Below are 13,698 nucleotides of genomic sequence, written 5' to 3'. Positions count from 1 at the left end.
GCGTTTCTGCGTTTTATTTTCGATTTAATGCAAAAATTTATCTACTACATATATAATTTGAACTACAGTGATGTATAGCACACTAGATAACATTAATTTTCTGGCATCTATATTTTGTTCGGTTTTATACAATTTTACAGCATAATACAACATTATTACACCAAATAAAGCAACCATTACTGCTGTTGCAGGATATATGTAAAAATCGCCAGAAACTTTTAAAACTGGTGCAATTGAAACCAAAATCATAATTACAGTGTAAAAAATAATTTGTTTAATGGCTCCTTTATCTTTCGCATTCATTGGTAGCATGTAAAAACCTGCTTTTTTATATTCTTCGTATTGTAACCAACCAATTGCCCAAAAGTGAGGAAATTGCCAAAAAAACTGAATCATAAATAAAAAACCTGCTTCGATACCAAAATTATTTGTGGCGGCTACCCAACCTAACATAAAAGGAATGGCTCCTGGAATGGCTCCTACAAAAACTGCCAAAGGTGTTACCGCTTTTAAAGGCGTATAAACACTTGTGTATAAAAAGATAGAAATGGCACCAAATAATGCCGATTTTGGATTGATGCTGTACAGAATGGCAATTCCTAAAATAGTAAAGGTAATTGCAATGGTAAGTGCTGTATTTACAGACATTCTTCCTGTTGGTAAAGGTCTGTTTTGTGTGCGTTTCATTATTGCATCTGTATCTTTTTCGATAATTTGATTGAAAGCATTCGATGCACCTACCATAAAAAAACCTCCTATCGCTAATAAAAAAAGTGTAAAAAAACTTACAACTTCTGCTGCTAATAAGTACCCTGCAACCGAAGAAAATACCACACTTAAAGACAAACCAACTTTGGTTAGTTGCTTAAAGTCAAATAGTATCGTTTGCATAGTTGTTTTATTATCGGAAATAACAGTTGTATTCATAAAACCACAATTGGTTTGCAAAGATATTTGATAAATCTGAATTTACCATAGTTTTTAACGAGGTTTTGACATCCTGTAATTTATACCATTTATTATATTGGAAAACTAGCGTTTAAACATTTATTATATTGATAAAATTTGAACTCGCAAAGTGAATCTAAAAAAAACCCACTCAATAAAATTGAGTGGGAAAATTGCTATGAAAAAGAAAAAGTGTGACCCTCTATGGAATCACACTTCAAATATAAGTAATATTTTAATTTAAAATGCAAAAAAAATTAAAAATCTTTATACCAATTAAACAAGTCGGCTCTTATTCCTGCCGAAAACCAAACTGTATTGCCCTGTGGATATGCATTTGTTGCTTCTTTTGGAGCAAATTTACGATACATAAAACTTCCAAAAAGACTTAAATTATTAGAGGGATTTAATAAATAACTACTTTGAAAATCTGCAATAAAAATTTTTGCAGTGTTTCCTTGAGCTAATTCGTTTCCTGTATCTCCAAAACGATTATCGTAAGATTGATATATATTTCCTCCATAACTAATGGCTTCGTCTTCAAAATCGAATCCTTTTTTACCAAAAATTAATTTCCCATTAAAACTCCATCTATCTTTTGTATATCTGGCAATTGCAACTGCTTCATAAAAATTGGCACCCCATAAATGTGCCATTGGCTGACTGTAATTTCCATAATTTAAAATAGGAGACCTGTGTGCAAATGTGTACGGTCTTGCATAGTTATATTCTAATTGAAGAAAAAGATGATCTATATTAAAAGCATTAAAATATTTTGCTCCTAATTGATAGGCAAATTTATTTCTCCAATCGCCTAAATTGTTTAGATTTCCAACAGAAAACTCATCTACCACTAATTGAGAATACAAAGAAATGTTATGGTTTAACTTGTATTTACCTGTTAAACCAATAATTGCATTTCCTGCATCTTCTCCTCTATTAAATTCTACAGATCTATAGAAAATTACAGGGTTTAAAAAACCAGCATCAAAACCTTGTTCTCCTGATGAAATGGCTGTTTCAAAGAAACCTATGTTTAATTTTTTGGTAATATTTAAACTTAAATAATGGGCTGCAATGTATTTTCTTGCGTGTTCGTTTGGGTTTGAAACTGTAGAAATGGATGGTTCTGTATTCCACATCCAAACATTGGTGTATTGGAATTTCCAAAAATCGACCTTCATTTTTAAGTAAGTGGTTGGCGAAGAAACATCAGAAAGAACAAACGACCTGTAACCATCTCCAATAAAGTTTTTACCATTTCCGAACTGAAACTGCATAAATTTATTGGGTTGAAAGGCTAAATAACCTTCTGCAACTGGGTAATCGAAAGCGTCTTCTTTAAATCCTTTTGCTTTTCCTCTTCCAGGTACCAAACCTTCAGAATTTTTTGGTCTTGTTAATAAAGAACGATTTGAAATATAGCTATTTAAATAATTTGCAAATCTTCCTTGACTCTCATACACAGTTGCAGAGTAAGAAAGTTTATCGCCCAAACCTCCATTTAGGGTTAAAATTCGGGAGTTATTATAGGTATAAGAAACATTCGAATTGTCTTTTCCTAATTGCACATCTACCAAAAAATCGAGCGTAAACCAAAAGTCTTTCTTTTTAACTTGCAACAAATGTTCGTTCCAAATTTTATTACCAACCCAAGATTTTACCTCTGGTTTTAAGAATTTCTTTTTGTATTCTGTTAGGTTAAAATATTTATTAACTTCGCTATAAGTATAAGGTTTTGAAGCTGTATGCGTTCCGTTTGCTTTGTGCATTGCAAATTCGTAATCTACATATTTTTGGTGTGTAAAAGGTATGTTTAACAGACTGTTATGTTCTAAAAAAGTAGAATCTGCAATTCTGCTTTTTTCTACAATTGCAAATAAATCTTCTTTTGGTTCTTCGTTTTTTGATATTTTTTTAAGTTCCGTATTTTTTTCGATTGGAAAATGAATAGGAAGTTCGAACTTCATTTCTATATCGTGGTTGTTATATCTTGCTGGAGAAATTTTTGGAAACACGTTAAAAGCTCTTTCTACTTCTTTTTTTACCTCTTCGTAAGGCGTGTTTACATAGATAATTTTAAATTCTCCCTGATCTGTAACCATAAATAAAACCGTAGCAACGCCGCTATAATTTTCGTTCTCTACAATTGGTGGGGTTTTAAATTCTGCAAAAAAATGTTTTTTGGTTGTCGATAAAAAACAGTCTTTAATATTGGCAATATCTGCTCCTTTACAAACATCGAATACTGGATATCTTTCTGTTTGCGCGTAAAATATTGTTGGGAATAATAAAACTAGAAATATGTATTTTTTTAGCATCCTAATAATTTTATAACAGTATTATTTTTTAATTGATATTCTTGTTGGCTCTCTTTACAAATGGCAAAACCTTTTTTGTCGAAATTTAGTTTATGCCCATATTCGCTAACCCAACCTATTTGTTTAGATGGGTTTCCTACCACCAAAGCATACGATAAAACTTCTTTTGTTACGACTGCACCTGCCCCAACAAAGGCATATTCGCCAATATTATTACCACAAACAATGGTCGCATTTGCACCAATACTTGCGCCTTTTTTAACAATGGTTTTTAAATATTCGTTTTGTCTTTTAATGGCGCTTCTTGGATTTATTACGTTTGTAAAAACCATAGAAGGTCCTAAAAAAACATCGTCTTCGCAAATAACGCCTGTGTAAATAGAAACATTGTTTTGCACTTTTACATTTTTACCCAAAATTACTTTGGGCGAAACTACCACATTCTGCCCAATGTTACACGATTCTCCTATAACACAATGAGACATGATATGACTAAAATGCCATATTTTGGTATCTTTTCCTATACTACAATCTGCATCTATTACTGCAGTTTCGTGTGCGAAATATTCTTTCAAAATTAGTAATCTTGGTTGGTTTGTTTTTCTTTGGTTACAATTGCTTTTGATGATGATGTGCCAATTCTATCAACTCCTAAATTTATCATTTTTACTGCAGTTTTATAATCTTTAACACCTCCTGCAGCTTTTATTTGTAATGGTTTTGCGTTTTCTATAATTAACTTCATGGTTTCAAACGTTGCACCATTTGGCAAGTTATTTTCGGTTTTAAAAAATCCTGTGGACGATTTTACAAATACATTTTTTGCATTTGCTTCTCCAAAATTCTCTAAAACGATTTTTTTAATCAGTTGTGAAATTACAATTATTTCTTTATTTGTTAAGGCTGCAACTTCAATAATCCATTTCACGACCTTATTATTCTTAAGGCAAAGATTTGTACCTGTAATAACTTCTTGGGTTATTACATTGATGTTTCCTTGTTTAAAAGCTTTGTAATTTATTACAAAATCTAGCTCATTTGCACCCAAATCGATCGCTGTTTGTGCTTCTTTTAATTTTTCTTCAATAGTAGATGTTCCCTCGTGAAAACCAATTATGGTACCAATTAATGTAGAAGATTTTGCATCTGCTAACCATCTTTTTACAATAGAGATGTATTTTGCACGAATCATAATTAATTTATAATCGTATAAAATGGCTTCTTCTACGAGTGCAATTACTTTTTGCAAATTTTCTTCTTCAGAAATTTGTGCTTGTTGTGCTGTTTTTAAATAAGTAGCATCTAAAAATCGACTGACATTCATCTTACAAATGTACTAAAACCTTGTATTAAGAATGTTAATAGATTTTATTTTTAAGTTGCATAAAAAAACCCAACTTTTCAGTTGGGTTTCAATCTTTTTATTCTACACTAAAAGCTATGGGTAGTGTATATCGAACTCTTACAGGTCTGTTTCTTTGTTTTCCTGGGGTAAATTTTGGTAATTTTTTAATCAAATCGTTGGTTTCTTTTTCTAATTTTTTGTGTGGTGCTCTAATTTTTATATCGACAACGTTTCCTTTATCGTCAATTAAAAATTGCGTTTGAATTTTATATTTTCCAGCTCTTAAACCTAATTCGCTTGCTAAACCAGCATCGAAATTACGTTGTACGAATTGTTTCATTTTTTTATCGAAGCAACGTTTATTTTCTTCTTTAGATAAACCTTCACAACCTTTAAAAACGGGCGCGTCTTCTATCATTATAAAAGGAACATCGTTTACAATAGGATCGTTATCTTCAGGAATATCTACTGTTACAATATCATCTGGATTTAAAACTACAGGTTCTTCTTTTGGAGTATCTATAATAGTCTCAGGAAGATCGTCACTTCCTTTTACAACCTCTTCTGGAATAAAAACTTTAGGCTTTTGAGCTTTAGGTTTTACCTTTTCTTCTTTTTGAAAAACGATGTTTTGATCGGGCTCAATATAAGTAGGTACTACATTGCTTATTCCCAAAGTTTCTATCGTTTTTTCTTCGGTTTGGTGTTCTAGTGTTATGTAAACAACGAAGAGCACTAATACAAGTCCTAACTGGGTAAAAATGTTAGAGAACTTTTCTAATTGTTTGGTTGGTAGTTTTTTTAGGTTTTTCATAATTAGAAAGTTTTATGTGTTAAGACTTTGTTAAATCAAAGTTCGTGCCATAAAAAAACACCAAAGAAATTTGGTGCTTTAGTGCTTTGCTAGTTGGTTTTTTTAATTGACTATTAATTTTTTAGAAATGGTTTGTTTTTCTGCAATGGTTTTTAATAGGTAAACTCCTTTATTTAAGCTAGATATGTCTATGGATATTTCTGATTTTTCTATTCTATTTTTCTCCAAAACTTTTTCTCCAAGTATATTATAAATGACTATTTTTTTGATTGCTGGATTTGGACGAAGTTTTATGTTTATTAAGGTATTTGCTGGATTTGGAAATATGCTAATTCTCGAAGATGCATTATTTTGTAATGATAATGTAGATTGATTCATGTACAATTTGATAAAATCTAAAGAACCATTGTTAGATATGTTTTTACCTGACAATAAGATATCTTTTTTATTATCGTTATTAACATCTGCAAAAGCTACATCTCCTTTATGAACTGTTAAAAAGTTTACAGAACTTTGTAACGTAAAGTTTGCTGATCCATCATTTAAATACAGATTAGAAATTGTTTGTGAGGTACTGTTCATTCCTATAATTATCAGGTCTAAATCATTGTCATTATCTACATCTTCAAAATCAAAATCGCTTAAAATTAAAGAATCGTAAGTGGCATTCTGTTCTGTAAAACTACCATTACCTGTATTTATATATAGTTTAGATTGTATGGGTATGTTAAAAGCACTTGTACCACCAACAATGGCAATGTCTTTATCGCCATCGTTGTCTAAATCTTCAAAACGGATATCTCCATTATTAAAACCATCAAAAGAACTTGTGGAGTCTAAACTAAAAAAACCTTGACCATTATTGATGTATAATTTCGTGATGTATGCATTATTTGAAAAATCATATCCAGAAAGAATAATATCTAAATCGTTATCATTATCTATATCTGCAGCATCTGAAGAAGCTCCTGAAACTGGTATAAACGGGTTATTTGTTGATTCTACAAAATTACCTGATCCATCATTAAAATATACTTTAGATTGCCTACCATCATTTACATCTTTATAACCACTAAGAAAAATATCTAAATCATTATCACCATCTAAATCTGCTGTAATTACTGTACCAGATGCTACCCCAATTATTGGTGTGTTGGTTACTAAGGTGAAATTTCCAGATCCATTATTGCTGTATAATCTAGATACTGGCTGACCTGTATCTGGTTGCCCTAACATGAGTAAATCTAAATCATTATCTCCATCAAAATCAAAGAAACTTATTGCAGTATTGTACATCTTTTGAAAACTATTACTTGTATCTAAGGTAAAATTTCCCATACCATCATTTAAATACAGTTCTGCAATAGAGGTTGATGTTGCATTGTTTGTATCTTCGTGATTACCCGTTATTAAAACATCTAAATCACTGTCGTTATCTACATCTGCAAATTTAATTTCTCCACTTGACATTGCTTTAAAAGGTGTGTTTTTTTCAATAAAACTTAATTGTGCATAGGTACTTATAGTAAAAGTAAAAATAAGTAAGTAAAGTAATTTTGTTTTCATAGTTTGTTTTTTTTAAAACCCAAGAGATTTGTATTCTGCTAGATTAATCGTTAAATTTTTATTTTGATCTATTTTGGTTGCATAAATTTTCGATTTTTCTCCATTTGAAGCACTAAAATTTAGCTCTAAAACAAAACCTTCTAAAGGGCCGTTTGTAACCATTCCTAAAACGGGAGCGTATGAAGCTTTTATTGGAAAATTGCCTTGAGTGACCCAAGCTTTTACAATGCCACCATCGTTTTTATACTCGTATTCGTTACAAGTATATCCTAAAATACTTTTGGTTTTTCCTGTTTTTACTAAATCTTCTTTAGACGGAATTTTATTTAAATTATTATATCCAGAAAACTCTGCTGCACTTGTAGTTTTTCTAATTTTCATCCCAGAAGCATTGATAAATGTTTCTATCTTTTTAGGGGTAATTATGTTGTAAATATGGTTAGTTTCTCCAGTACTCATTTGCATGCAAACGATTTCTTTATTAGCCCCAAAAAATAGGTTAAAACTTGCTTTGTCGTTACTTTCGGTTTCCATTGTAATGGTTACTTGACCGTTAAAAACGTATTTTTTTAATTTCGATTTTTGTTTCCCCTCTAGAGTTTTGTCGAGCGTTTTATCAACTTCCACATCAATTTTGTTTTCTACTTTCTGTACTGCTTTGTCTTTAATTTTTTTCCAAATTTGTGCTTTAAATGAGCTTGTTATCAGAAAAAACAACATAAAAACCGCTACTAATTTTGTTTTTTTCATCTTTAAATGTCTTATGGTTACTCTTTTTAATAGCTCATTTTAAAAAAAGTAAACATTAACCAGCACTTTTTTTTTATTTTTACGAAATATGTTTACACTTTTACTTTTCTGATATTAAATATGAAAGAGCATCTAATTTTAGAGGAATTAAAAAAAGGTAATAATATGGTCTTAGAAAAAGTATATTTAGACTATAAAAAGCCTTTTTTTAATTATGCTAAAAAGTTTACTCTTAGTGAAGAAGATATTTTAGATATTTATCAAGATGCAATTTTGGCTTTTATAGAAAATATTAAAACCGGTAAATTGGTTCGGTTAAATAGCAGTATAAAAACGTATCTTTTTAGTATTGGAAAGTATGTGATTTACAATAAAATTAAGAAAGAAAATACACTACAAATTGTAAATTCTTTTAAAGAAAGTGATTTAAAAACAGCTAAAGAACACGAAGTTTTATTTTTACAAGAGCTTACTGATGAACAACAGTTACTAAAAAAGAGTTTTGGTTTATTGGGTAAAAAATGCCAGCAAATTTTAACCTTATTTTATTTTAGAGGATTTAATTTAGAAGAAATTACAGCGCATTTGGGTTATAATCATAAAAATGTTGTAAAAAGTCAAAAATCGAGATGTTTAAAAAGTTTGAAGGATAAAATGATATGATTACAGACGATGATCTAAAAATAGTTGTCGCTCATAAAGAGTATGAAAAAGGCAAAATAAAGCTTCAGCAAATAGAAAAAAAAAGGAATTCGTTTTCTTTAAAAAAATGGTTGATTGCTGCATCCATTATGCTGGTTGCTTCGATTTTTGCATGGCTGCTTTTACCATCAGAAATAAATAATGAAAAATTATTTGCAACCTATTTTGAGCCTTATACCAATGTAATCGCCCCGATTTCGAGATCCGACAAAAATAAATCGACCTTAAAAATTGCATTTAAAAATTATGAAAACAAACAATATGTTGAAGCCTTAAAAGGCTTAGAAAAGTCGATAACCCCAGAAAATAAAACAGCCCTAAATTTATATATGGCTGTAGCGCATTTAAAATTAGAAAACACACAAAAAGCCATTTTAATTTTAGAAGAAAATTTAGAGCATTCTAATGTTTGGGAAGATAAGTATTTGTGGTATTTATCTTTGGCTTATTTAAAAGAAAACAAAACCCAAAAAGCTGTAGAAACCTTAAAAATACTTTCTAAAGAAGTCAATAATTTTAAAAAATTAGAAACTTTAACTCTTCTTAAAAAACTGGAATAAAACAAAACCTAAACAAGCTAAAACAAAAGCAAATATCCAATAAAAATTATAATTTTCTGAAATGGAAATTGGATTTACATCTCCAGAAACAATTAAACCTGCCCAATAATAAGGAACCTTTACATTGCTATCTGTTTTGCTTTCTAAATATCGCTGTTTTGCTAACCTCAACGCTTTATTTTTAGGCATTTTTTTTGATAAATTCTCATAGAAATAAATCATAATTTCTTTGGTAGCCTCATCAGGAATTTCCCACAAACTAGACACTGTAGATGGTACTCCAGAAAAATTAAACGCTCTTTGTAAAGACACCAAAGCTAAGTTATTATTTACAGAACCACTACCTGTATTACAAGCACTTAAAACTGCTAAATCTGAATTTAATTTCAGTCCATATAATTCTTCTAAATATAGCTTATCTTCTTCATTATCAGAAAATAAAAAATGGCTAAGTTCTGGTTTTTTATCATCAATTTCGGCATGCATTGCTAAATGTAAAATTAATGCGTTTTTAGAGTTTTTTATGAAGTTCTCTTTGGTTGCCAATTCTTTGTCGTAAATTTTACTCGGAAAAAATTGTGCAATGCTTTTGGTTTCTGCATTTGCTCCTTGTAAATCTGATGCATAATTGGGTAAAAATGCTTTTAATTGACGACTTTCTGAAGTAACTTTTCTTTGATTGATAAAAACCAAATACGATGCATAAGAAATATTATAATCGTAAACTAAGTAGTTTTCATTATCATCAATTAAGGTTTCAAAAGGCAAATGATGTAAATTTTGGTCGGGAATGATAAACAGGTTTTCTGTTGTATTAATTTGAAAAGGAATGAGTTTTTTAAATAGCAAATGTGCCATTTCTTTGTTTTCTTTACCTCTTTTTAAAATGTTGATGTATTGATGTATAATTTCTTTTTCTTGAAAATTAATTTGAGAAGTTAAAATTTCTGATTGGGTTATTTTAAAAACAAACAAATCGTCTTTAAAAAATTTATACCTTAACACCACATCATGCTTAGTTAGTTTCGATTGAAAATCAGCTATCGAAAACTCAGTAAACAATGAATTTGAAATTTTAGGATACAACTTTTCTAAATAATTTCTGTGTTCAGATATTTGTTTATTCAACTCAATAATTAAAAGCGAGTCGTTTTTTATTCTAGCATCTACTATTTGTTCTCTAATTTTTTGCTCTCGGGTAAACATTGAATCTGGTAAAAAAGATTTGCTTAATGTTCTGTTTTGAAGAAAGTTTTTCCAATCTAATTTGTTCTCTATATTTTCAATTTCAGAAATAATTTGAGCCGCTTCTAAAGTAGGTTTCCCCTTTAATTTTGTTTTAAGAATGCCTCTAAAAATTAGGTTATAATAGTCTTTTAGTTTTTTACTAAACTCTTCTTTAAAATACACATTTTTAAACTGAGTTAACCCCATTACATACATCTTAGAAGCCAAATTTTGTGCTTTATTGTTTTTAGGAAAAGCCTCCAAAATCATATCTGCAATTTCTACAAATAAGCCTGTATGATTTAGGTCTAAACTAGGTTTAAAATTTAAATAATCTTTGTGTAAGTTTTCTTTCTCAGAATGAATCGCAGAAATCATTTTATGAAAAACAACTGCAGCTTGATCTACATCTTTTTGTTCTAAATAAAGAATGCCTCTTTGTGCCAAGAAAAACGGAATTCTGGCATCTTCTTTTGTTGCTAAAGCAATAATTTCTTCATTTTTGTGTAACGCTTTTTTAAAATCTTTACTGTATCTAAATTTTTTGGCTAAATTGAATTTAAATTGAATTTCATTATCTGGGTATGCCTTTTTATCGAGAAAAGATAGTGCTTCATTGATATATTTTTCTGCTTTCGATAACGCTTTTTCGAGATTGAATTTTTCTCTGTGATTCAAATAAAAATCGCCCACAAGATTTAAAGAAACTGCATACATTAAATTTTCTGTGGCATTAAATTTACGATAGCTTCTTTGTTTTTTTAATTGAGTTAAGTTGTAAATTAACGGCTTTTCTTTGCCTTGAGTAGCATACAAAACCACAGATTTATACAACAATAAAATATCTTTTGAAGCTTGATTTTTATCTGTTTTAATTTTGCTTTTATGGGTTTTGTATAAAGCTAAACCTTTTTGTAAATAATATTCGGCTTCATCATAATAGCCATAATCTGTAGCAGAACCACTAATATCTGCATAAATAGAAATTAAATAATCGTAATTGGGGTTTTTAACTTTACTTAAAATACTTTCTGCAGATTTCACAGAATTGTAAGAAGTGATATATTCTTGAAGATTATATTCCGAAAAAGCCCTATCAAAAAGAGCCATTCCTTTTAAGTTATTTCCTGCATTGGTATTTGGTGTGTAATTAACAACCTTATTATAAGATAAAATAGAAGCTTTGTATTTTGCAATTCCGTATAAAGAATTGGCTTTTAAATAAGAGATTTTGGCATGTAGTAAGCTGTCTTTAACCTCTTTTACATCATTAAAATTAGTTTTTTTTAATGCGCTTAAAACTTTATTATAAAGCCCTTTATTGTAAAGATTTTCTAAAGAATCTAATTGTTTTTGATGTATTTTTTGCTGAAAACCAAAGAGGTAAAAAGGGCAAAAAAGCAGTAAAAGTATTCGTTTTTTTATCAAAAGAGTATTTTATAATATCTCTTTAAAAGTAATAAAATTATTTTTTAGAACTCTTTTATCTATAAGTTTAAGCGTTTTTTTATTTTTACTTAAAAAATTACTCCAAATGCTTTTCTGCAACTTTTTCTAATTCGTCGTACCAATTTTGTCCAAATTTACGAACCAAAGCTTGTTTTACAAACTTGTAAACAGGCACTTGCAATTCTTTTCCTAAAGAGCATGCGTCATCACAAATTTCCCACTTGTGGTAATTTACAGCCGCAAATTCGCTATAATCTTTTACTCTAATTGGGTATAAATGGCAAGAAACTGGCTTTTTCCAGTCGATTTCTCCAGAATTGTAAGCTTCTTCGATGCCACAAAGTGCCGTTTTTCTTTCATCGAAAATAACATACGCACAATCTTTTCCATTAATTAGTGGCGTTTCTAATTCGTCCCATTCACTGGTTACCCAAGTGCCTTCTTTTTCGAGAACTGCAATACCTTCTTTGCGCAAAAAAGGTTTTACTTTCGGATAAATTTCTTCTAAAATTTTGGTTTCCTCTTCGTCTAAAGGTGCACCAGCTTCGCCATCTATACAGCAAGCCCCTTTGCATGCAGATAAATTGCATACAAAGTCTTTTTCGATAATATCTTCTGATACAATTGTTTTTCCTAACTGAAACATGCTACAAAAATAGGTGTTTTTTTTTCTTTAATTTTACACTTTACTAGAGTTAGTTAACTAATTTTGCAAAAAATTTTAAAAAAAAGAGATGAATTTTAATCCAAAAGAAATATTAACTGCATTTATGGTATTGTTTGCGGTAATCGACATTATAGGTAACATTCCAATTATTATCGATTTACGTAAAAAAGCAGGGCATATTCAGTCTGAAAAAGCATCTTTAATTGCTGGTGTAATTATGGTTTTCTTTTTGTTTTTAGGACAAAGTTTATTAAGTTTAATTGGTATTGATGTAAATTCTTTTGCTGTTGCTGGTTCTTTTATTTTGTTTTTTATTGCGCTAGAAATGATTTTAGGAATTACACTTTATAAAGAAGATGGAAATTCTGGAACAATTACGGCCACTGTTTTTCCTTTGGCTTTTCCTTTAATTGCAGGTCCAGGAAGTTTAACAACACTGCTTTCTTTACGTGCAGAATTTTCTATTGAAAATATAATTATAGCCGTACTTTTAAACGTAATTGTAATTTATATTGTACTAAAAACATCTTCGAAAATAGAGCGTTTAATTGGCCCAACAGGAATACAAATTATTAGAAAAGTATTTGGTGTTGTTTTACTAGCCATTGCTGTAAAATTGTTCGCTGCTAATATAAAAATGTTATTTGCCTAGTATGAATTTTGATGCTTTAATTATTGGAGGTGGTGTTTCTGGAATGCAGTGTGCGCTCGTTTTAGGTTCTGCCAAAAATAAAGCTTTTGCTGCCGACAAAAATATTGGTATTGTAATGCATCAAAAAGCCTCTCACTTACAAAATGCTTTGTTTAACAATGTTTTAGGGCTAACGCCTAGCAAACTAGGAAGCGATGTTTTAATTGAAGGCAAAGCTCAACTATCTACACTATATTCTCATATTTCTCAAATTGAAAACGAAAAGGTAGGGGCTGTTGAAGAAATTAACGATGGTTTTAAAATTACAACAAATAAAAAAATTTACCATTCTAAAATTGTTGTTGTTGCTTTAAATTACTCGAAACCTTTTACTATAAAGGGTTTGGAGGCATTTTTAATTCCTCATAAAAAATCGAATCCAGAAAAAGATAGAATTCAGCTAAAAAACAATAACCATTTTATAAAAAACGGATTGTATTGTTGTGGCACCATTGCTGGTTGGCGCAGCCAGTTTGCAATTGCTGCTGGAAGTGGCGCTTCTGTTGCTACAGATATTCTAACACTTTGGAACCATAATAACCACACAAAAGTGCACGACAAAATATGATTTAAATCATATTTTAACACCTTTTAACATCGTAAATTTATAGTGACTTATTTACCTTGATAGTACGTTTTTACTATCATTATATAATTG

At 29.9% G+C, this 13,698-nt stretch carries 13 protein-coding genes; 4 read left to right on the top strand and 9 right to left on the bottom strand.

Annotated features, from left to right (window positions below):
• Positions 1-24: 24 nt before the first annotated feature.
• The 7 genes from cyoE to JL193_RS10430 form a co-directional block, all read right to left on the bottom strand.
• A complete protein-coding gene (gene cyoE / locus JL193_RS10460; protein ID WP_207970751.1) occupies positions 25-927 on the bottom strand; it encodes a heme o synthase in 903 nt (300 codons plus the stop codon).
• A 278-nt stretch (positions 928-1,205) separates the two neighbouring features.
• On the bottom strand, positions 1,206-3,269 hold the full coding sequence (locus JL193_RS10455) for a gliding motility protein RemB (protein ID WP_207970750.1): 2,064 nt from the start codon (positions 3,267-3,269) through the stop codon (positions 1,206-1,208).
• On the bottom strand, positions 3,263-3,844 hold the full coding sequence (locus JL193_RS10450) for an acyltransferase (protein WP_207970749.1): 582 nt from the start codon (positions 3,842-3,844) through the stop codon (positions 3,263-3,265). Before JL193_RS10450 ends, JL193_RS10455 begins: the two co-directional genes overlap by 7 nt.
• A gap of 2 nt (positions 3,845-3,846) precedes the next feature.
• A complete protein-coding gene (deoC, locus tag JL193_RS10445) occupies positions 3,847-4,593 on the bottom strand; it encodes a deoxyribose-phosphate aldolase (protein ID WP_207970748.1) in 747 nt (248 codons plus the stop codon).
• 97 nt (positions 4,594-4,690) lie between these two features.
• Complete coding sequence (locus JL193_RS10440) at positions 4,691-5,428, bottom strand: energy transducer TonB (protein ID WP_207970747.1); 738 nt, start codon at positions 5,426-5,428, stop codon at positions 4,691-4,693.
• Positions 5,429-5,530: 102 nt separating this feature from the next.
• A complete protein-coding gene (locus JL193_RS10435; RefSeq protein WP_207970746.1) occupies positions 5,531-6,994 on the bottom strand; it encodes a T9SS type A sorting domain-containing protein in 1,464 nt (487 codons plus the stop codon).
• Between the two features lie 12 nt (positions 6,995-7,006).
• Entirely contained in the window at positions 7,007-7,744 is a 738-nt protein-coding gene (locus JL193_RS10430; RefSeq protein ID WP_207970745.1) for a DUF4412 domain-containing protein, read from the bottom strand.
• 120 nt (positions 7,745-7,864) lie between these two features.
• Here JL193_RS10430 and JL193_RS10425 point away from each other — a divergent pair, with 120 nt between their 5' ends.
• Both JL193_RS10425 and JL193_RS10420 read left to right on the top strand, forming a co-directional pair.
• On the top strand, positions 7,865-8,407 hold the full coding sequence (locus tag JL193_RS10425) for an RNA polymerase sigma factor (protein WP_207970744.1): 543 nt from the start codon (positions 7,865-7,867) through the stop codon (positions 8,405-8,407).
• Positions 8,404-9,006 carry a tetratricopeptide repeat protein gene (locus JL193_RS10420; protein WP_207970743.1) on the top strand — a complete coding sequence of 201 codons (603 nt, stop codon included), beginning with the start codon at positions 8,404-8,406 and terminating at the stop codon, positions 9,004-9,006. Before JL193_RS10425 ends, JL193_RS10420 begins: the two co-directional genes overlap by 4 nt.
• Here JL193_RS10420 and JL193_RS10415 read toward each other — a convergent pair.
• Both JL193_RS10415 and JL193_RS10410 read right to left on the bottom strand, forming a co-directional pair.
• Positions 8,980-11,661, bottom strand: coding sequence for a CHAT domain-containing protein (locus tag JL193_RS10415; RefSeq protein WP_207970742.1), 2,682 nt, complete (start codon positions 11,659-11,661; stop codon positions 8,980-8,982). The genes JL193_RS10420 and JL193_RS10415 overlap by 27 nt on opposite strands.
• Before the next feature lie 97 nt (positions 11,662-11,758).
• A complete protein-coding gene (locus JL193_RS10410) occupies positions 11,759-12,328 on the bottom strand; it encodes a DUF3109 family protein (protein WP_207970741.1) in 570 nt (189 codons plus the stop codon).
• Between the two features lie 88 nt (positions 12,329-12,416).
• Here JL193_RS10410 and JL193_RS10405 point away from each other — a divergent pair, with 88 nt between their 5' ends.
• Positions 12,417-13,001, top strand: a complete 585-nt coding sequence (locus JL193_RS10405; protein ID WP_207970740.1) for a MarC family protein — start codon at positions 12,417-12,419, stop codon at positions 12,999-13,001.
• A gap of 1 nt (position 13,002) precedes the next feature.
• A complete protein-coding gene (locus JL193_RS10400) occupies positions 13,003-13,608 on the top strand; it encodes an NAD(P)/FAD-dependent oxidoreductase (protein ID WP_207973450.1) in 606 nt (201 codons plus the stop codon).
• Positions 13,609-13,698: the final 90 nt, after the last annotated feature.

It is taken from the genome of Polaribacter batillariae, from assembly GCF_017498485.1.
Taxonomy (GTDB): domain Bacteria; phylum Bacteroidota; class Bacteroidia; order Flavobacteriales; family Flavobacteriaceae; genus Polaribacter; species Polaribacter batillariae.
The sequence above is the reverse complement of the archived record's forward strand: the minus strand, read 5'-3'. Positions and strand labels throughout refer to the sequence as shown.